This is a genomic window from Bacillus sp. Cr_A10 (assembly GCF_029222665.1).
Taxonomy (GTDB): Bacteria; Bacillota; Bacilli; order Bacillales_A; family Planococcaceae; genus Psychrobacillus.
The window spans coordinates 385,730-407,690 of sequence record NZ_JARHXR010000009.1 but is presented as its reverse complement, the minus strand read 5'-3'; the positions used below and the strand labels follow the sequence as shown (position 1 = coordinate 407,690).

Here is a 21,961-nt window from a genome sequence, read left to right as displayed (position 1 = left end):
CCTTAATAAAGTTATGCCTTTATACGATTGTATATAACGTTTTAATGACGTTATAACTATATAACGTTATATCATTTAAAAATTATGCTAGTCTATAAAATTTAGCCCACTTTAAACCATTTCTATTATTATTGGGCTGGTAGCTATTTTTATAGAATCTGTAGGGCATCCATCAAACGCATCTTCTAAATCTTCTTGCAACTCTAGAGGTACTTCAGTTGTCCCTTTATTTTCATCAAGAATTACATACGCAAGTCCTTCATCATCATAATCGAAGATGTCTGGTGCACTGGCTCCACAAGATCCACATGCAATACATGTTTCTTGATCAACAATTGTATACTTTGGCATAATGTCTTCCTTCCTATGTTTATCAGACTTTTTCAGCCTGTCTCTTCGGTTTATCCATAACACTAGTGCTGTGAAGAGGCTGAACTTTAGACGTTGGATCGATAAACACTTTTGCGTTGCTAACAGCAGTCGGCGCTTCACCAAATCCACTTGCGATTAACTTCACTTTTCCTTCATATGTGCAAATATCACCGGCAGCGTAAATTCCTGCAATATTTGTTTCCATTTTTGAATTTACGACAATGCTGTTTTTATCCAAATTAAATCCCCAATTTTTGATTGGACCAAGAGAGGACACGAAACCATAATTGACAATGACATCATCAACATCGATAATCATTGTTTCATTGCCTTTCACATCTATTAACTCGACTTGTTTAATTCGTTTTTCTCCTATAAATGCAGAAGGAACAAATGGAGTTAATACATCTACAGATGAATTCTTCAACATTTCCACAGTATGTTCATGTGCTCGGAACTTATCACGGCGATGAGCCAATGTTACTTTTTCTGCAATTGGTTCTAGCATAAGAGCCCAGTCTACAGCAGAATCACCACCGCCGAACAACTGAACTTTTTTTCCCTCAAATTTTTGTAAATCATTAATAAAATAATGAAGATTAGTTTCTTCAAATTTTGAAGAATTTACAAGATCCAGTTTTTTCGGATGGAATGCCCCGTTTCCTGCAGTAATAATGATTGTCTTAGAAAAATGGGTCCCTTTGTTCGTCAATAGTTTAAAAGAATTGTCAGGTTGTCTTTCTATCTCTTCCACTGCTTCATTCAAACAAACTGTTTGTTCAAATTGCTCCATTTGCTTCTTTAATCTATCGATGAGGTCTTGCGCTGTTATTTTAGGGAAACCTGCAACATCGTAAATATACTTTTCAGGATATAAAGCGGATAATTGTCCACCTAGCTGCGGAAGACTTTCAATTATTTTACAAGACATATTTCGAAGGCCAGCATAAAACGCAGTGAATAAGCCAACTGGTCCTCCCCCAATTATGGTTACATCAAAAATTTCCTCGTTGTGAGACAAGCAGACTTCCTCCTTCTAACTATGAACTTTCACACCTATTACATTTTTATCTCGAGAATCTACAACTCGAATCGCTTTTCCTTCAGATCTTGGTATCGTTTTAGGACTATTAAAAACAATATCCATAGACACTAAACAGCTCGATTTCAATGAACTTTGAATTTCTAATTTCAGTTGAGTTACTTGTGAATCGCTTAAATCACCATTGATTTTTTCATAGAGATTATTATCTATTTCTACATGTAGTTCGGCGATGTCCATCGCGTCTTTTCTAATTAAATGAATTTGATAATGAGGTACAAGATTTTCCACCTGTAAAAGAACCCGTTCTACTTCCGTTGGAAAGACATTCACTCCACGTATAATCAACATATCATCTGTACGACCTTTCACCCTCGACATTCTCGTCAAAGTCCTGCCGCAAGTACACTTCTCGCGTGTTATGGACGAAATGTCACCAGTGCGATATCGAATGATTGGAAGCGCTTTCTTCGTTAAACTTGTAAAAACTAACTCTCCTTCTTCCCCTTCAGCAACTGGTTCAAGTGTTTTAGGATTAATTACCTCGATGTAAAAATGATCTTCTTGTACATGTAGACCATTTTGAGCTTCATAACATTCAACGGAGACACCTGGTCCAATAATCTCGCTCAATCCGTAAATATCAACTGCTTTCAAATGGAAAGTTTGCTCTAGCCTTTTTCTCATTTCTTCCGACCATGGCTCCGCTCCGAAAATTCCATATTCCATCGATGATTGCCTCGGATCTATACCCTTCTCTTTCATTTTCTCCGCTATGTTCAACATGTATGAAGGCGTCCCGCAAATGCCTCTAGGTTTAAAATCTTCTATTAATGTAATCTGTCTTTCCGTGTTTCCACCTGATATTGGCACAACCGTTGCTCCGAGAACTTCCGCACCATAATGGAGCCCGATTCCCCCTGTAAATAAACCATAGCCATATGCATTATGGAAAATATCTGTCTTTTTACCACCTGCCGCCACAATTGAACGCGCTACAACTTCAGCCCACATTTCTATATCCTCTGCTGTATATCCAACAATTGTTGGTTTCCCACTCGTTCCCGAAGATCCATGAATCCGAACAACCTCTTCTTGTGATACTGCAAATAATCCAAAAGGATAATGATCTCGCAAATTTTTTTTTATTGTAAATGGCAGCTTCGTTAAATCTTCTAAACTTTGAATATCTTCTGGCTTAATCCCAAGCTCATCAAATTTCTTTCGATAAAATGGAACATGCTCATAAACGTTCTTAACTGTACTACGGAGTCGATCTAGCTGTAGGCTTTCCATATCTTTACGCTGCATCGTTTCAATTAATGGATTATACAAACATCATTCCTCCTAGTTTTCTTTCTTTATGGAATGGAGTTATCAACATCAGTCTCATATAACAAATAAAATACGGAGATATAATATACAGTAATATGATATTAGATTAATAGTTCGAATCGTATAAGTCAACACAAAATTCAGAATTTTTTTATCTTCATTATCGTATTACAAAAAAGTGAACTCTCGACTGTGGTTGAGACAACGTTTAGTGGAGGGGGAATGGTAGAAATAAAATCGAGGAAAAAGAAAGGAACAGTTCAATGTCCTAAGAAGAATCAAGAAAACGCTGATCCTAAGTGAAAAGGACAGCGTTTAAAAATCGTTTGCATAAAATTATGTGAGTGAATAAATTGATATTGTTACAAAAAGTTATTCCTCTTTAAAAAACAAATTGTCCATTCCTCCTGCATTCTCTTTCGAAGAGCTTCTTCGTTACCATCCAAATATAAAATCATATCAGAACGACATTGCCGTAATTCTTGAAGTTCTTTTTTTAATTGATCTTCTATATTCCATGTAAATCCGTTAGCTTTAGGAAAATGCAAAGTATAAAATTCTATATCTTATGGTTCTCTATCAAATATTATTTTACTATTTGGCAACTCATGATACCGTTTTATTTCAGCTTCAATAAACAACCTTTGATTTGCTATAAATCCTTCCTCTGTAATATCTATATTCAAATTAAATGAATCAAATAATTCTTTCCATTTCAATACGTCTTCATAGTTTTTTGCAGCGTATAAACAAGACATTCTTGAAGGGTATTTTGGATATTCTTGTAGTCTGACCATTTCTACTATTACTTCTCTGATAGCTCTCATTGTTTGGTCTGCATACTTAATAGCTACATCGGCATTTTCTTTATTCAAGTACAAGCCTTCATTTCAATAATGTTCTTGTAAAATCCGAAAAAAGTCTTCTCCTTTAGAATTCCATTGTTCTCTTTTAAAAAAGAAGCTAAATAAGATATTTCTTTGATTCTTGTCAAAGCTAATTATTTGACCTAGACTCATTTTTTTCCTAGTAACTATATGATAAACATACATCTAATTCTCTTTCATAGTCTATCTCCTATCTGTCTTCACCTAAATAATTCGTACCAAAACAAAAGGGGTACCTTTTTGAACTAACCAGCCGCTTTAGTTCAATAAGAAAAAAAGCTTTACTCCTTCTTGAAGTAAAGCACCCGTTAGTTCAATAACGAGGTTCCCAACACACACCAAACAGGTTCTTTGGGAATTATTGTATGTAGATTAATAAAGAAATACGTGCCAATATAATATATAGGAAATTGGAGGTATAAGGATGCTTTGGAAAACTTATTTTTGGATAATGTTAGTTTTGTTGATAGTGTCAATGTTTTTAGAAAATGAATATGGTGGGGGAGAAACTGTATTAAGAATTGTGAGTACAATTATTGCCATTATTAACACAGTAGGATTTTATGGTTATGTATATAAGAAACAATTCTATTCTCAATCTTTTTGGAAAATCATACTCATAGTTACTGTAATAGATGTAATTGTATCTATACTTTATTATGGGTTTCAAGATGCTGAACTAAGAACAGAAGGAATTATTTTTCTTGCTGTTTTTACCTTTATTATCATGTTTCCTCTTTTGCTAGGTTTATATAGATATGGATTCCAAAAGCAAAAATTAGCAGAAAAGCGATTGTGATTATCAACCTTTAAAAAGCCGATTCCAGTATTAAGGAATCGACTTTTTTTATTTATCCATCTTTAACTAAAGCACCCGTTAGTTTAAGTACATTTTTTCACAAACTTAACTTTTCTCTTTTAACTGACTTTAATCCTGAATCCAATCCATCTTCCATCTATATCTTCAATTACAAATTCTTTATTATTGTAATCAGTATTATCTAATGAATGGACTATTTTTATATTGGACTTCCACTAATCTGCGTCTTTAGTAAAAAAGAGTTGCAGATCAAAATAAATTGACCTGCAACTCCTTTATCTTCATTACGCGTTATAAACATAAAATCAATTTTTTACGAGATATCTTGTTCCTTTTACCATGGTTTTTGAAAGCTCAGTCTTAATTCATCTGCAACACGAACTAACTTTACCTTTAATTCATCAAACCAAGGTGGAGTTTCATTAATTTTGCCATAATCCAAAGATCTTAGCAATTTGGAAAACTTATATAAGTTCGCATATCTTTGAAACTGTGGAAACTGAGCCACTGCATCATTTTCTAGGACAGTAATGGAACGATATCCGTTCAAAAAAGACTGAATTAGTAATTTTGAATGGGGATTGTCATCATCAATAAAATCATCAAGGGCTGTTACAATATCAAGTGCATACCAGTGATATATTGCATCATCAAAGTCGATGATATTGAAACTATGATCCTTATTCTCTTCAAAAAAGATATTATCCAATTGGAAATCATAATGTATCAATCCGTACACATCATTTCCAGTAGGTATCGATTGAAGCCAAGTGGTTACCCTGCGTAGCTCTTGAAGGGCTAATTGTTCCCTTGGATGCTTTTGAAATACACTTTCCATGAACTGTACCGTGTCCAACCAACTCTTTCTTCTTTCAGATACAGGTTCGAAAGTCTTAGACAAACAATGAAGTGTGGCAAGTGATTTTCCCCATTCCTCCATCTGTTTTTCGGTAATTGTATCGGAATCCAAATTTATACCGTTTGCCGCACTAAAGACAACAGCAATATATGTTCCTTCTGGAGTCTTTAGTGTTTCAATTAGTTTTCCACTTATTGAGTAGATTGGTGTTACAGTTGGAAATTCATTCAATTGTAAATACTGCATGAACTCTAGCTCAGCTTTTATTTGTTCAATAGAGTTATCTTGATCAAAACTAAATCTTAAAAATATTGAACTTGGTTATATTCAAAAGCATACACAAAGTTTGAACTTGCACGCCAAACCTCCAAAGTTCCCTCGTCATATTCCCAGAATTGAATGAGACTCTGGGCAACAGTATCGGAAGATAATCCTCTTACCATGTTTCCTAAATTCATCATCTTTTATTTTTCCTCCCATTACTTTTGAGAGGATTAAACCTTAGTTAAGAGATAATCCCTCTCATCAGCATACTATTTTGAAATTCTATCATTTTCAATATGTCACCCCTTCCTTAAGTTTCGGCTAAAAAATCAATAGCCAGACATATTCTAATTCTACATAAAATTACTATTACCTTCTTTTGCTATTTTCTGCCTAGATGGTTCTTTTCGAATTTAAATAAAAAAAGACAGGGAGCATAAATTGCTATGCTCCTGTTTCTGTCATTTGAGATACCCTTTTTCACCATACGAGGACTACCGTCAGAACTAAACTAATTAATATCCATATTTTCTTACCCATATCATTACTTCAATCACCGATTAATTACACTTTATATAACCTCTTTTTATAATGTTTTCTTGTTGAACAAAACTGCGTCTTTAGTTCAGTAAGTGCATCTACTTGAACCAATGTCCTCTCAGGCTTGTTCAACTTATTTCAATTGATTGACACGTTATTTGACAATCCATCATTGGTATCACAAGGTTGCACTTATAAAATTGCTGACCGTCAATTTCAATATCCTCAATGGTGATTTCGTGAAAAAAGAAACTAATATTTCCTGTGTGCCACTTATTAAATGTTACAGATAAGCAACTCTCAAATAGAATAGTACGTTCTTCTCCGCTATCCCCATAACTCATTTGTACTAAACCATTTTTATGGATCATACGACAGTACCTTTAATTCTTCATCTATATAAGCCGTACCCAATTTATCCAACATCTCTTGATTGCTTAATCTCAAGAAAAACACCTCCAATTACCGAAATCCTTCTTCAACTAACCTGCTGCGTTAGTTTAAGTGTAACATTTCACAATGGATTTCTGAGAACTACTTGATGTTTCATATAAAAAAATAGACCATCGAAGTGATGGTCTTGTAAAACTAAAGCACCCGTTAGCAATCCATGCAGCACAAAATAGGTGCTGCAATACCGAGAATGAAAATGGTTAATACTAATACTGACCTTAATCCGGTATACTGTAATCAATAGTCTTATTTATTAAAGCTCTCCACTTTTTTTAACGATAGAGTAGGGTCTTATTTTTTCTTTTTTTGAAGAAACTTTATTTTCATGGTAGCTGAATTATCTATTAAATTTCACTATACAAAACGTTTCATGTGGAATATTAATTTTCCATTAGAATGACAATCATACCATTTAGATTTCAAGGACGATTTTCCCTTTTGTGCGTCCTCCATCAAGATGCCTGTGAGCCTGTATAATCTGATCCAATGGATAGCACTTCTCAATAACGGGTTTTACTTTCTCTTCCTCCACAAGCACGCGTAAGAAATCTAAATCCTTGTCATTAGGTTTTGTAAGATGCACCTTTGCTTTCTTGCGACCAATTAAAGGACTTATCATCAATTGAAACGGGTGATACTTGGGATAAATTGGATGTTCTGTTATATAAATACCTCTCTCAGTTAGAGAACGCAAACAACTGAAAAAGGTCCGCTTACCAACCGCATCCAGAATGACATCGTACTTTTTTCCGTTATCCGCGAAATCTTCTTTGGTATAATCTATCACGTAATGTGCCCCAAGGTCTTTAACCCACTGAAGATTCGAGGTACTACAAACTGCGGTTACTTCAGCCCCAAGGTATCTGGCAAGCTGAACAGCAAAGTGTCCAACACCACCTGATGCACCATAGATCAAAACTCTTTGGCCTTGCTTTATCTGTGCTACATTTCGTAATGCTTGCAGCGCTGTTTGAGCAGCACATGGTATAGCCGCTGCCTCCTCAAAGGTTGCGTTCTTCGGCATAAAACTTAGAACACCCTGGGGAGGACAGACAAATTCTGCATGTGATCCGAGACAACTCCCGAAAACATAATCTCCAACCTTGAATCTGTGTACATTTTTGCCGACCGCTTCAACAGTACCTGCAACGTCTAAGCCCAGTATTAATGTTTTGGGTTTTGAAAGACCATTCTCTAACCTGGTAGGCAAATAGCCCTTTCGAAACAGATTGTCATATGCATTGATCGAAGCGTTATGCACTCTGATCAATACCCTTTCGTCATCCTTGATGGATGGTAGTTCGACATCTGTTATCTCCAGGACTTCGGGGGGACCATAGGATCTGTAAATAGCTGCTTTTATCTGTCTAACCTCCTTTATTCTCTATCAATTAATAAGATTTCCTCATCTTGAGTAACCTTTACTCTTTTCAATAATGTAGTCGGAAATTCCTTCTTTCTTCATGAAAGAAGGGGGTGGATTAGTCTCGTGGTTGTGAAAAATAAGTAATTCTCTGTATCTATATACTATTTAATCCTTATTTAGAACTCTAAATGCTTTTTCTATCAAAACTATTAATGAATCAAGTTTCTTTTTCAACTAACCTGCTTCGTTAGTTTAAGTGTAACATTTCACAATATATTTCTGAGATTTACTTGATGTTTAGGACAAAATAATAGACCATCGAAATGACGGTCTTGTTTAACTAAAGCACCCGTTAGTTGAAAAACGTCATACATTAATTTTCTGTTCTTTATCGGCTCTCTCTTTTATATATCTTTCGTACGCCTCTTTCACCCTGACATTGCTATTGGCTAGTACTACTTGTTTATGAATCTCATTAATTAAAATAAATGACCTGAAAATAACTCCGACAATAATTGCACACAAGATATAGATTCTAGATACCTAAAACACCAGCTAATAGAATGGATAACAATAACTTCACAAAACTCCCCCTTAATCTGCCTACTTGTATTCCACAAAGAGCCATCTAGCAGCTCAACTATCTTTAACTAAAGCACCTGTTAGTTGAACAAGAAATTTTATCTTCAAGTTCGAATTTCAGTGAAATAATTAAAACTCTTCTTTTAAGATAGAGTACATCTTTAAATCTCGATGTTTCCCTTTTACAAATATACCTTTTCTAATTATCCCTTCAAAAGACATTCCTGCTTTTTCCATTACTCGTGCTGAACCGATATTTTCTACATCACACCTTGCTTGAATACGAACTAAATCCATTTCTTCAAAACCGAATTTTATTATTTCCTTTGCTACTTCAGTAGTTAAACCTTTTCCCCAATAGTCTTTAGAAATAACATATCCGATTTCAGCAATTTGGTGATTTGGTTGCCACCAAACAAAATGGATAGTCCCGATAAATTTTCCATTTTTCTTGTATTCAATTCCCCATGGTGAAACCTGCTTGTTTTCATATTTGTTCAATACAAATTCAACAAAACCTTTTGTATCAGATATTGTTTCATGGGTATTCCAAGTTACATACTTAGATACTTCTTCATCTGAACCGTATAGATGCATATCTTCAATATCTTCAATAGTGACCATTCTAAGAATTAGACGTTCTGTTTCTAAGATAGGTAAATCACCATATATTTTCTCAATCTTCATTTAATCCCCTCCACTAATTACTTGCTGAGAAATACTCATTCTTGAAGTAAAGCACCCGTTAGTTTAAGTACAATATTTCACAATCTTACTTCTCTTTTTGACTAACCTGCCCCTATCAGTCAAAAAAGTGCTTTAATCTTTAATTGCGTAATTTTTTTATAAAAGTGTAACGATCCTCAGTTACAAAACTACAGTCAGGGACTAAAGGGGCTTTGCGAAGCTTTATAAGAAGTTTATTTAAAAATGGCGTAAGCTCAGCACGTTCGCTCTCATCTATAGCATATTCTAAGCCATATTGATAAATATAGGGTTTTACTTCATTCATCCAAACTATAGAGCCAAGTAGTTTAATTGTCTCTCCAAATAAGTAAGTCTCAAATTCAAAAATGATATTAGAATTTACTGTAAGCTTTAAATCTGTTAAAAAGCGAAGTCCACCAATTCCAATATCCTCAATTAATATTACTGTTTTTCCTACGTCCACTGTACGACCATTGATTCGTGTAAGAGTCATTGAACCACTTAGCGGGAAATGAAGAGGGACTCTGAAAAACTTTCTTCGTTCCTCTAATGTTCGATTATCTAATTTGGGGGCATTTGGTATAACAATTGTCCCTATCTTTAATAATTCTTCAAATTCGGTAGCTGGTAGGGGCTTTGAGAGTAAATACCCCTGAACTATCTTACATCCCATTTGCTTTAAAAGATGATATTGTTCATAAGTTTCTACTCCTTCAGCTACAACGTTCATCTTCAAGCTTTCTGCAAGTTTAAGCATTGTTTGAGTGATGAGGTTAGATTCATTCTCCTCATGTGTACTTAAATGTGTTATAAAAGAACGGTCAATCTTCAATGTATTGATATATTTTTTAAACTTGGTTAGATAAGAAAGTGATGAGTATCCTGTACCAAAGTCATCTAAGGAAATAGTTATTCCCGTTCTCATGAGATCATTTAAAGTCGTCAACACAATTTTCTCAGTTTCTAACATAGAAGTTTCAGTAATTTCGATTTCGAGAAACTCAGGATCGAGTTTCGTGTCGGCCAAAATCTCCTGAAAGTTACTTACGAGGTTTTTATCCAAAAATCGTTTTGCTGATAAATTCACTGAAATAGGTATTTGTGGTAAGCCCATTTCTTGCCAAGCTTTAATTTGCTTGGCTACCTTCCAATTCATTTTTTTACCCATTTCAGCTATTAACCCATTTTCTTCAACAATCGGAAGAAACTCATTTGGAGATAGTATCCCCCATTCTGGATGATTCCATCTAATCAACGCTTCTGCCCCTATTATTTTATTATTCTCTGTGCTTACCTTTGGCTGAAAGTAATACTCCATTTGATTCTCTTCTAGTGCAAAACGAAGGTCAGAACCTAACTTAAAAGCCCTAAATGTCCGAATATCCATTGTAGAAGAATAAACTTTAAATGTATTTTTCCCTTCTCCTTTTGCGATATGTAGTGCTGCAGCTGCATTTTTCATGAGAGAGATTGAATCCACACCATCAGTCGGGTAAAGGCTGATGCCAATGCTTGTCGTCATAAAGAGTCTATATGGACCAATGACAAATTGTTCTTCCATTGAACTAATAATTTGATTAGCTATGTCAATTACCATGTTGATGTTTATACAATTAGGAGAAATGATTGCAAACTCGTCACCGCTCATCCTAAACAGTTGGTGTCCATATCCAAGTACTATCTGAATGCGATTAGAAATAGCTTTCAATAACTCGTCCCCAACACGGTGACCCAGTGTATCATTTGTATATTTAAATCTATCCAAATCAAGATACATAATTGCCATCCTCTGACCCAACGTTTTAGCGATTACTAATTCCTTTTCCAATGTTTCTTCAAAGGACTTTCGATTTGGTAACTTTGTCAATTGGTCATAGTATGCAAGAAAATTGATCTGTTCCCAAGATTTTTCTCTCTCTGTAATATCTATAATTGTACCTAAAATTATTGGGTCTCTATTTATATAAATTAATTTTGAATGTGCTTCTATTCTTATCTCAGATCCATCTTTACGAATTACACGACAATAATGTGTTATTCCTTCTTCTCCGGCTATTAACGAATCAAAAGTGGATTGGAGTTCATTAATATCTTCAGGATGAATATAATTAATAATATTGAAATTGACTTCAGGGTACTTAGTTCCTAATAGTTGATGATAGTATGGATTACCATATAAGAGATGTTCATCCTTTAAGATATAAACACCTACCAAAGCTTCTTCCACAATACCTCTAAACTTCGCCTCCGATTCCATTAAACTATTTTCAATTTTTCGTGCTTCAGATTTATCTATTATAATTCCGAAAGCACCAGTGACTTTCCCCTCTACAATCGCAGGAATCAGTATAATATGAATCGGTATGCTCTCCTCATTTTTGTGTACAAAGAAAGAATCCATATTTTTTGGTTCTCCGTTAAGGACTTCTAAGAAAATTTTGTGATAATTATCTTGTTCGTGCTTTGGTAAATACTTGATAAATGGGGTAACGGTAACTTCCTCAACCTTATACCCTATCAATTTAGACAGATTTTGATTTGCTTTAGCAATAACACCTTCTCTATCTAAATAAAGGGCAATCTCTGGGTTATGCTCAAACAAGGAACGGTAAAAAGTATCTTTATCTATATGCTTTGCCATGGTATAAGCTCCTCCTTACTTTTTTTGATTCTAAAGTCCTGTTTTTAGATATTCAAATAGTTTATCATGATACCTATAACTTTACCATATATAACAATAAAAAAAAGATAGTTTTACCAGAAACCTATAGAAAGAGCTGATAATCTATTTTTAAAAGTTACTAAGAAATGGGATACAATAAATTCGTACTTATTTTCCCTATGTATAGTCTTTTTAAACTTACCTGCCACGTTAGCCATCCGTGCTGCACCACCGAGAATGAAAATGGTTAAGATATGCGAATCCTAATAATAATCTTAAAACTGTAATCAATAGTCTTATTCATTAAAGCTCTTTTCTTTTTGAGGATTGAGTAGGGTCTTATTTAATATGTCATTTCCCTTTTTTTGAAGAAACTTATATACACGGTAGTTCAATAAGAAACACTGCTATAATCAAAAAAACATAATTAAAAAACCACCATCCGAATCATCGGTTGGTGATTTCTCTTTCATCAAGTATATGACAATATTCTGCCAACTCATCAAAGTTTTCATTTGGCATATGTAATAGTTGATTTAATGTATCCATTACTTTTTCTCGAGGCATAGAAAAGAATTCTTAATCCTTGTTCAACTAACCTGCTCCGTTAGTTGATTTAGCCTTATAGTTTATCAACATATATAGCACAAGGATGCCATAAAACAGGTTCAGTTCCGACTTACTCATCGTTACTTAATTACAACACATTATTGCCTTTTCTAGAGTTGAAAATCCTTTTTTCCAAACCATTACAAATGAATAAAACTGTCCGAATTCAAAGTCTTCACTAGAGTTACCTTTAGTCGAAGATCTTTCTACCAGCTAGTATTAATTCTTAAACAATTCTTGTTTTTCTTCCTTTGTTAAACCAGAGAAGAATACTTTATGTAGGCGAAGTACTTTTTCCTTTTTAGGAAACACTCTTTCGAGCCAAGTTACAGCCATAGGCGTATTTTCAGGTTGAGAATTAACTTTATCGAGGAACCATTCATACTCCTTCACCACATCAGCAGTTAATAATGACGTATCCTTTTTACTACTAACATAATCAAGTTCTGCTAACTCCATTGCAGAGATGGGTACATCTAGTTTCTTTACTACTCCAAATTCAGAGGGCAATCGTTGATTGTCTATGGAAACAAAATAATGAAGATCATTACGTAATCTATAAAGCCCTTTTTTAGTATCTCTCTTGTTTGCGATATACAACAAACTTCCTTTTAAAGCAAAGCAATTAAACTCTTCGTTGTTAAATGCAATTAACATTTTTTCATACTTTTTCAAACTAAAAACCTACTTTTTAGCCGTTAGGCAAACATTTTTTTTGTTTCATAACTAATAAGTATGTGGAATTTAAGAAACTGAAGAAGATTATTTCTTAAGTTTAGATAAGATCATCGTACCAATTGTAATAAAAATTACTTGTTGAAGAGATACTGCAAAACTACCTCATCATTAACGATATACACTTGGTTTAATAAATACCTATTGAGTACGCTTCTGGACTTGTATTTCTTTACACCATATTTCTATGCTCATAGGTGACATGCCTATTTTATAAATGTAAAGTTCGATTCCTTCAAATATAACACTTCCTACATCAACATTATGGAGAAAGTACGGTATTTGTAAGCGAGTTAATTCTTTCACTGGCACATCTTTTTCATGTCCAATGTTGTGTTCAAATTCTGTTTTGTAGCAACCAGTGAACTTATAGACAACATTACTGTCAGTATCCTCGTATTCTATTGTAACTTCATCAGCAAAATGGTTTTTAAACTCTCTATGTAGAAATTGATATACTCTTTTTGTCGTAAATCGTTATCCGTAAAAAAGTCACGAACCGTATCAGTGCAAATTGAATGAACTTGTGCGAGCGTGACACCAAAATTTCTAAATGCTGACTGTATATCCTCTGGGTTTGCTAAGTAATATTTGTCCAGAGTAACTCCCTTTATTAGTTCCATCAACATTATTCTCTTTTCTTTATCTTCAAAATAAACAGTTGGAATATTAATGCACGAATTTACATCCTTACTCCTTAGAATATTTAATTCTTTATTAAACTTCACATTTTCACTAAATTCTTTTAAGACAACTTCCTTGGAGAATATATCCTCACCTTGAGAGTAAGTAAGATGAAACATTGAAATGTCGTTACTAAATCCATCTTTATTTTTTTGTAAGTTATTTATCGCAATTACAGTCTCTTTTCTATTTGTTTTCTTTATCAGTTGTTCTACAGTTTTATAAATTTCTTCGCTCAATAGTGCCGCCCCCGTCTTTTGCATCTATTTTGTTAACCCATACCTTTTCATAGATATTCTGCAATTTGAAATAAAACCCCTTCTTCAACTAACCTGCCCCGTTAGTTTAAGTGTAACATTTCACAATGGATCCCCGAAATTTACTTGATGTTTTGGACATAAAAATAGACCATCGAAATGATGGTCATGTTTAACTAAAGCACCCGTTAGTTAAATAAGAAAAATTTTAAGTAGCAATATTTATAGAAAATAAAATACGGTCTTGTCCCGGACCAGCATAATCAGTTTTTAAGGATACGGAAAAACCCATTGATTTATGAAATGAGATAGAACAGAACCCTCGTTAACTGGTGTAGTAATGCAACGGACAGTACTACAACCTTGCTATTGTTCTATGATTATATAGTCGTCATCTTCGGAAATTGGTGGATTAAATATTTAGTTCCTCACACTCGGGTGTTTGTTCAAAAGTTTACATGCTTTAACTTATTCAACACCTTTCCAAAAAAAACCTTCTTATTCAACTAACCTGCTGCGTTAGTTGAAGTATATTCCTTCACAAAAATTATTGTTATTTTAATATAAATATCTATTTGAGATGAAACTTCTTTTATTTGATGTAGGGGAGACGACAGCAATAATACCATTTACAATAAATCAAACTTCCTTTAAAAACCTTTTCAAAAGAAAGACGCCAATATATAGGCGTCTAAGGATAAAGAATATACAAGTCACCACTAATATTGAAAAAACATGCTAACAACTTAGACATAAGAAAGATTACGAGCTCTACTTGTTGCTTTTAACTTAGAAAAATCATTCTGAATTTTTTTTGTGTTTAAGTAACTGAAATGCACTCAGATTTTTAAATTTCACATTTAAGTCTTCATCTACAGTTTTTGCTACCCGCTCATCTGTTAACAAAACATTTTGTAATCCATCTAATATACATTTAGCAGCTAATATTAAAACAGTTAATAGGATAATAGGTATTAACGATATCCAAGGATATGAAGTCCATAGGAAACTCCACCACATACCTAAGGTACCTGCCCATTCACTTGATGGAGAAACAGGTCTAGATATCCCAAATAAATCTTCTTTAAAAGTGATTCCCCCAATAAATACTTTCAATACACCTAAGTGAGCCATGAGAATGAGTGACTGCATAAACTCTTTTATTAAAATTAAATATAACTTTGGAACTAAAAAAGTTCTAATATGCTTTGAAATGATATGCCATGTGGTTGCCCCTAAAGTTCGAGAGCATTCAATAAATTCCATCTTACTTATTAGTTGGACTTCATTTGCAATTAATACTGAATTGAAAGGAATAAAAAAAATAGATAGAACTAAAATATATATTAATACTAATTCCCAAATCGAATAAATACCTTCTTGCATTAATATCGATTCAAAACTTATCCAGTTTAATATTAAAAAAGCAAAAAGGGTAACTGGAAAATAATTAATAGAATCAGCAATGTATTTAATTGGTTTCTTGAATTTTCCTAAGTAAAAATGAATAAGGAATCCAAAAAATAAAGAAGGGACAACTCTTATTAGTGTAATAGCAATAGCTGCAAATATAGTATATTTCGCACCTATAAGCATCACTATTGCAATATTTCTTCCAAAGTTATCAGTACCAAAGGGTGGATAAAGTATTCCACTATACGGTGCTGGTATTGGTTTCCCATTATTATCAAACAATAATGGAGCCGTAGGTATACGATCATGATAAATTATAAAATATAAAATGCTAGCTAACAATAGGCCGCTGATTATGATAAATCCAAATAGGAATAGTTTATTTCGAAAAGTTCTCTTCGCTATACTCATTTAAATCACCATTCCAATCTTTGCCCTGTTTTTCTATGAATATATTCAATCAGCGATGTATTAACTATAAAAATAGGCAAATAAATCATAATAAGTGTAAAAGCAATGATTTCAGGTTCTGGATAAGTTATTAAAAACGTGAAAATTCCATTTATATTAAAAAGTTTTTCAAAGATTACCATGGAAGATAACAAAATTATGATGACAGACTTACTTTGCAGAATAATACTTGGAGTAATATTTCTTAAAACATGAATGAAAAATACTTGAGATTTGTTGAAACCTATACTCTTTGCTAATTGTACGTATGATTTCTTCAATTCTTCATTCACCAGGAAAAGAACAACTTTATAAATCATTAAAGATGGGATTAACGTCAAAGCTACTGTTGGTAGTATATAGGATCTATTCTGGGCCGTACCAACAATTGAAAACAATTGGATCCCAGTTTGTTTAAAATAAAATAAAACAGAAAACTGAATTACTATAATTATAAACAAGTCTGGTAACGACTCTAATAGTGAGGCAATTCTTATAGTAAACAAGTTAATTTTTTTAGGTAATAATGTAGTTAGATAAGCAACGAAGATACCTAGTACTATTGATAAGAATAATGCAGCAAGAAATATATATGCAGAATATAAGTAGGAATCCCAGAAGTTTGTAAATATAGAATACTCAAATCCTGTTGGTCCTGTGAATTCTATAGTTTGTGGAAGAATTAATGATTTAATGATAAGAAGAACTATGTCTATATATGAATTAAAATCCAATTGAAGTCCATTCATAAATACCCCTACAAAGGCACTTAGGAGAATTAAACCAATAACTACGCAAATAAAACGACAAATATTATCCCATATAACACTGATCAGAATCCCCTCATTCCCAATAATAACCATTATATATACTTTCAATTATAAACTAAGAGACAGTATTTTCAACCTACTGATTCAACTTCATAAATTACCTGTTTCGATTTAATCACTGAATATTTACTTGTTAACACAATTTATTAACTGCTTCTTTTAAGTCGACCTTGTTGATACCTTTACTCACCGGACATTTAAAGTGTCCCCTTAAATTTCATTGGCTTTTTGACATAGCTTTCTATAATAATTCATCACTTAAAGTACAGCAATGCAACTCATTTGTGAGTGATGGAGCCCTTAGGAAGTCATACAAAGTCTTATGAGTCATGAGAAAAGTGAAACTACCAGGTTTTACGCTCAGTTATACGGAATATTAATGAAGGAGTATTATCAGGAGTAAATTTAAATGTAAAAGGAGCAACGTATTAAGGACGTTTCTCTACTTGAATAATGCACCCGTATAGCAATCCATGCAGCTCAAAATAGAACTGCACCACAGAGAATGAAAGGTTAAAAGGTGTCTATAATAGTCCACCGAAACCCATAGACTTATTAATGCACGCTCTCCTCATTATTTAACGATTTAGAAGGAGAAATTTATTTTCATGGTAGCTCAATCTCTGAAACTTATCCTAAGTTCATTCAAAATTTTTATATATGGTTTATTTAACTTGTCATTTACTTTAATTGCTATTGCCTCTTCGATATTTATATCCTTTACAGGCTGATTCCTACCAACCCTTGTTCAACTAACCTGCACCGTTAGTTTAAGTGTAACATTTCACAATGTATCGACTATATCTACTTGATGTTTTAGACGTAAAAATAGACCATCGAAATGATGGTCTTGTTTAACTAAAGCACCTGTTAGTTAAAAAAAGAATATTCTTTTTAACAATAAGGTAATTATTTATTTCTAAGCCGTTATGGCATTTAGTTACTTTTCTCTTTGGTCAACTTTTATTTATATTTCTAAAAACTAACTAAACACCAAACTGTTTTAAATGATGGTCAAGGTGCTTGTATATTCCTTTTCCCCATTGCTCGGAAGTAAGTTTACCGAAAAATGGATGTGGATGAGTCGTACACTTCTTTGGACCATTAATTTGGAAAGTTATAATTTTTTGTTTTAGTTTTTCCTTCTCTGTTTCAAATTCTTTTTCAACTACAATCAAAATGGTCGGAATTGTGGACATATTTTGGGCTAATGGCTTGTCGTTATAAAAAATTGGTTTCACAAAGTTTCCTATTAATATTCCTAACCAACCTCTCGCTGGAAAAGAATGTCCCATTGCAATGTCTTGAAAGGATGAGCAATGTGCTAGCATTTGGGCAACATCCATTTTACCCCATTGGGGTTTTGAAATTGGGCTTAATTTGTCAATACGGTTTAAAATTTCCTCTGAATGCAATTGATTAAAAATATTATTCATTTGTTCATCTCCCATTACCAATCTACCTCTACATCACCACAAAAAATCCATTTATTCTGTTCTGCTTCTTTAGATATCAATTTTCTCAAAATCTCAAAACAATAATAACATAATAATCTAATTTTGTTCGAAAATCTTATTCCATTAAATTGCCAGATTGTTGAAAAAAAGCTTATGCCGATTGTTCAACTAAACTGCCCCGTTAGTTTAACGTGTAACATTTCACAATGGATTTCTGAGATCTACTTGAAGTTTTGGATAAATAAATAGAACATCTAAATGATGGTCTTGTTTCACTAAAGCACCTTATAGTTGAATAAGATTTTATTTCCTCTAACTTTTAAATAAATACATTCCAACCGAACCAAATACACTTGTTACAGCAATCACAGTGACAGCAAATAAAACTTCTGAAGTTGAATGAGGTCTATTAGTCAACAAACCAAACCAGAATAGCTCAATAAATAAAATTAGCCCCCATAATATAAAGAATGCTTTCAATATATCATTTTTCATACTATAACCATCCCTAAAAATAATAATCCTTATTCAACTAAACTGCTGCGTTAGTTCAATAAGAATAAGAGTTTCATATGGCATCCCCATGATCTTTTACTAGGGCTACCCGTTACCCGTTTGTTGAATCAATAAACGTAATAAAGCCTCTAACAAATATTACTGCAAGCAATAATCCTAAAAGAAAAAGTCTCTCTAAATAAGTTTTTACTTTTTTATTTTTGGCGGTCTTTTTAATATACTTTTTTCCTGAAAATCCTATTAAAAAAGTTATTTTGGATAAAACAATATATATCAAAATTATTGTCTTTTTAACTAAACCGCTTCGTTAGTTTAAGTGTAATATTTCACAAACAATTTTTGAGATCTTCTTGATATTCTGGATAAATGTTCGTGATAAAAAATAGACCATCGAAATGATAGTTTTGTTAAACTAAAGCACCCATTAGTTTAAGTAAAATACATTACAATCTTTTTTTCGCCTTTATAAACTTAATTCCTAAAAAATCAAGAAAATTATTTATTTTATACTGTGAAAAATAAAAGATTTTGTTTTTGAAGTTGCTTGTTTAAACTCCCAATCTCCATAAACTTGAATCTGTGAAAAACCTGCTTTTTTTAATGATTCATAGATTGTTTCCTGTGTTCTAAATTTTAATTGCATTTTTTCATGAATAACTACTTCCCCCGTACGTGCTTTTTTCACCGTTTCATAAAACGTAAAAACATCGTCTACTAATCCCTCATATTGCGTCCAAATTTCAAGTGGTTCACCGTTCACCAAATCTGTTGCAACATCCGGTTCCGTGACCTTTTCCCACTGTTCCCACGCCTTTGCTAATGGATTACGTGTATCAAAAATAAAGTGTCCTCCGGGTTTTAATGCTCGATACGCATCAGCAACGACATTTACCCAACTTTCCTCTGTAAGAAACACTTGTGCAACATTCGCTGTCATAATGATAGCTTCAAACGCATTAGTTTGTAAATTTGTACTATCACCAATAATCCATATCACTTCTCCTGGATACTCTTTACTTTTCGCATATTCAATCGCTTCTTCATTCGGGTCAATAGCTGTAATCTGATATTCTGCTTTCGCAAAATGAGTTGTCAATCTCCCTGTCCCACAGCCTAAATCAGCTATAGTTTTTACATTAATCTTCTTCAATATTGCTAAAAAAAATTCATCGTCTTTGCCCCAGCCATTAACTTGGTCATACACTAGTGGAATCATTTATTTACCTACTTCCTAAATCATACTTGTTTGTCCCCAAAATGAATCATTCTTTTGTTCCCAGACCACTTTGTAAAACCTATACGAACTAACTATTGCTTTGAAAAGAGAAACTATATCTACTTTTCAATCACCTTTGTTACCTGTTTCATATTAATCAATCTTTTGTAAATAAAGTCACTCTTATTATATCTTAATTTTCTAAAATAATATTCTTTTAGTGATATGTAGAACAAAAATGTGCCCAAAGCGTCGTTTGGTAACCTTTAATAAAAAAATGTTATTCAATAATATGGCCCGATTGTTGAACAACACTCTTCAACTAACCTGTTACTTCAATAAGAAAAAAGGCCTTACTCCTTCCTGAAGTAAAGCACCCGTTAGTTGAAGAAGAAAATCGAAGTTTATAAAGTATTTTTAAGACGATGAAATGATTTTGTTTGAGCGAATTGTTCAAAACCAATAGACTTGTAAAGCTCACATGCATCTAGGGAAGTGCAAACAACAACTGCCGTTTTTGCCCCCTTATCACTCAACGCATTGAGAGCAAGCTTACAGACTGAACTCGCTAACCCCATTCTCCTAAATCTCGGATCCGTTCCAACAGGTTCCAGTAACCCCACCTTGTTATCTTCATCAAACCAAATTAAACAAGATGCTACGAACCCACCATTTGGGGATTCTATTACCCAATCAAGAGAAGAATCATAAGGATAGGTATTCATAACATTCAAGTAACTTTCTTCTGTGACTCTGGATTTATGAAATGCAGCCCTATGTACTGCCACACGATTTGTTAAATCCTCAGAACCCTTGATATGGCGACCTTTAAACTTATCTGGCAATTGAACAGGGAATGAACAACTATCCAATGAAATTTTTGTGAGGACTTCTGGATTTACTGCTAATGGGTTGAATAAAGAATCTTCTAAGGCTGAAATAAGATGCGACTCCGTTTCTAGGACAGTCACTTTTTGCTCATTGGTTTTAGTTATTTTATCAAACCAGTCAATGACATCCTTGGCCACCTCAGGAAAATCGGGATCAACTTGACATATTAACTCACCAGGTTTTTGAATCCATCCCCAAGCAACGGGCTTCCCATCCATTTCCCAAATTGCAGTATCCCAATCATCCTCGCGTCCAGCGTGTCGGTGGCGTTGCCAAGCTAGATCGCCTATATGGTAATTAGGTTCCAGTGACCATATAGCTTGTGTAAGTTTCTGCATTCGTTTTAAATCACTTGAATCTTTATAAGTTCGAATTACAGGTTTACTCATTTATTTAATCTCCTCGATTCTTCTTGATATTTGTAACTAGCTTTTTGATATTCTTCCTAAGGCATCCCCTTATATTTAATCATCTTAAACTAACCTCTATGACTATCTCTAAAATTGAACTCTCCCTTTTTTCCATCAAACATTCAATTATCACTATTGAACCCTCCTATTCATATTCAATAAAGATTTAATTATTCCTTCTTCAACTAAACTGCCGCGTTAGTTGAAGTGTAACATTTCACAATGGATCGCCAAAATCTACTTAAAGTTATGGACATAAAAAAAGACCATCGAAATGATGGTCTTGTTAAACTAAAGCACCCGTTAGTTTAAGTACATTACTTCACAAACTTCTATTTTGCATCAATATCAAATACCGAAGTAGTTACACCTTTTTTCCATGTTTCGACTACTTCATATTCATAGTATCCTTCTTCTAAGGGAACTGTTAATACATTCTCTTTTTCCATCCAAAATATACAAAAATTGCTTTAGTTGAAAAATAACCTTCGCTTCTATTACGCATTTCTTACGTAAAATGCAACAAATGATTTTGTTTTATTAGTGATTCGTCTAATTCTCTATGTATTTAAACTCCAATAAAAACGTTAAAGTACTTACCAC

Annotated in this window: 17 protein-coding genes and 2 pseudogenes; 1 reads left to right on the top strand and 18 read right to left on the bottom strand. The window is 33.3% G+C overall.

The window, feature by feature from the left end; genetic code table 11:
- Nucleotides 1-111: 111 nt before the first annotated feature.
- The 4 genes and pseudogenes from P2Q73_RS09090 to P2Q73_RS09075 form a co-directional block, all read right to left on the bottom strand.
- Nucleotides 112-351: a ferredoxin gene (locus P2Q73_RS09090; protein WP_275786135.1), complete on the bottom strand. Its 240-nt coding sequence runs from the start codon at nt 349-351 to the stop codon at nt 112-114.
- 22 nt (nt 352-373) lie between these two features.
- Nucleotides 374-1,393, bottom strand: coding sequence for an NAD(P)/FAD-dependent oxidoreductase (locus P2Q73_RS09085; protein WP_275786133.1), 1,020 nt, complete (start codon nt 1,391-1,393; stop codon nt 374-376).
- A 15-nt stretch (nt 1,394-1,408) separates the two neighbouring features.
- Nucleotides 1,409-2,725, bottom strand: a complete 1,317-nt coding sequence (locus P2Q73_RS09080; protein WP_275787430.1) for a phenylacetate--CoA ligase family protein — start codon at nt 2,723-2,725, stop codon at nt 1,409-1,411.
- Between the two features lie 701 nt (nt 2,726-3,426).
- A pseudogene (locus P2Q73_RS09075) lies at nt 3,427-3,801 on the bottom strand (DUF2441 domain-containing protein); the annotation flags it as partial.
- 259 nt (nt 3,802-4,060) lie between these two features.
- Between P2Q73_RS09075 and P2Q73_RS09070 the strand changes: the two are divergent.
- Nucleotides 4,061-4,435 (top strand): hypothetical protein, encoded by a 375-nt coding sequence (locus P2Q73_RS09070; RefSeq protein WP_275786131.1) that lies wholly within the window; start codon nt 4,061-4,063, stop codon nt 4,433-4,435.
- A gap of 355 nt (nt 4,436-4,790) precedes the next feature.
- Here P2Q73_RS09070 and P2Q73_RS09065 read toward each other — a convergent pair whose 3' ends face one another.
- The 14 genes and pseudogenes from P2Q73_RS09065 to P2Q73_RS09000 form a co-directional block, all read right to left on the bottom strand.
- Entirely contained in the window at nt 4,791-5,582 is a 792-nt protein-coding gene (locus P2Q73_RS09065; RefSeq protein WP_345798842.1) for a phosphotransferase enzyme family protein, read from the bottom strand.
- A 35-nt stretch (nt 5,583-5,617) separates the two neighbouring features.
- Complete coding sequence (locus P2Q73_RS09060) at nt 5,618-5,776, bottom strand: hypothetical protein (RefSeq protein WP_275786125.1); 159 nt, start codon at nt 5,774-5,776, stop codon at nt 5,618-5,620.
- Nucleotides 5,777-6,984: 1,208 nt separating this feature from the next.
- Nucleotides 6,985-7,596 carry an NAD(P)-dependent alcohol dehydrogenase gene (locus tag P2Q73_RS09055; protein WP_275787428.1) on the bottom strand — a complete coding sequence of 204 codons (612 nt, stop codon included), beginning with the start codon at nt 7,594-7,596 and terminating at the stop codon, nt 6,985-6,987.
- 36 nt (nt 7,597-7,632) lie between these two features.
- Nucleotides 7,633-7,842 (bottom strand): annotated as a pseudogene (locus tag P2Q73_RS09050) (alcohol dehydrogenase catalytic domain-containing protein); the annotation flags it as partial.
- 807 nt (nt 7,843-8,649) lie between these two features.
- Nucleotides 8,650-9,207 carry a GNAT family N-acetyltransferase gene (locus P2Q73_RS09045; RefSeq protein ID WP_275786122.1) on the bottom strand — a complete coding sequence of 186 codons (558 nt, stop codon included), beginning with the start codon at nt 9,205-9,207 and terminating at the stop codon, nt 8,650-8,652.
- Between the two features lie 139 nt (nt 9,208-9,346).
- Complete coding sequence (locus P2Q73_RS09040) at nt 9,347-11,869, bottom strand: EAL domain-containing protein (RefSeq protein ID WP_275786119.1); 2,523 nt, start codon at nt 11,867-11,869, stop codon at nt 9,347-9,349.
- Between the two features lie 849 nt (nt 11,870-12,718).
- Nucleotides 12,719-13,174 carry a hypothetical protein gene (locus P2Q73_RS09035; protein WP_275786117.1) on the bottom strand — a complete coding sequence of 152 codons (456 nt, stop codon included), beginning with the start codon at nt 13,172-13,174 and terminating at the stop codon, nt 12,719-12,721.
- Nucleotides 13,175-13,635: 461 nt separating this feature from the next.
- Nucleotides 13,636-14,157 carry a protein kinase family protein gene (locus P2Q73_RS09030; RefSeq protein WP_275786115.1) on the bottom strand — a complete coding sequence of 174 codons (522 nt, stop codon included), beginning with the start codon at nt 14,155-14,157 and terminating at the stop codon, nt 13,636-13,638.
- Nucleotides 14,158-14,973: 816 nt separating this feature from the next.
- Entirely contained in the window at nt 14,974-15,999 is a 1,026-nt protein-coding gene (locus P2Q73_RS09025) for an ABC transporter permease (RefSeq protein ID WP_275786114.1), read from the bottom strand.
- Nucleotides 16,000-16,004: 5 nt separating this feature from the next.
- The gene (locus P2Q73_RS09020) at nt 16,005-16,787 is read right to left on the bottom strand and encodes an ABC transporter permease subunit (protein WP_275786111.1); all 783 of its coding nucleotides are present in this window, start codon (nt 16,785-16,787) and stop codon (nt 16,005-16,007) included.
- Between the two features lie 1,067 nt (nt 16,788-17,854).
- Nucleotides 17,855-18,304: a DUF1569 domain-containing protein gene (locus P2Q73_RS09015; RefSeq protein WP_275786109.1), complete on the bottom strand. Its 450-nt coding sequence runs from the start codon at nt 18,302-18,304 to the stop codon at nt 17,855-17,857.
- A 333-nt stretch (nt 18,305-18,637) separates the two neighbouring features.
- On the bottom strand, nt 18,638-18,820 hold the full coding sequence (locus tag P2Q73_RS09010; RefSeq protein WP_275786106.1) for a hypothetical protein: 183 nt from the start codon (nt 18,818-18,820) through the stop codon (nt 18,638-18,640).
- 520 nt (nt 18,821-19,340) lie between these two features.
- The gene (locus tag P2Q73_RS09005) at nt 19,341-20,057 is read right to left on the bottom strand and encodes a class I SAM-dependent methyltransferase (protein ID WP_275786103.1); all 717 of its coding nucleotides are present in this window, start codon (nt 20,055-20,057) and stop codon (nt 19,341-19,343) included.
- 404 nt (nt 20,058-20,461) lie between these two features.
- Nucleotides 20,462-21,337, bottom strand: a complete 876-nt coding sequence (locus P2Q73_RS09000) for a GNAT family N-acetyltransferase (protein ID WP_275786100.1) — start codon at nt 21,335-21,337, stop codon at nt 20,462-20,464.
- Nucleotides 21,338-21,961 lie beyond the last annotated feature (624 nt).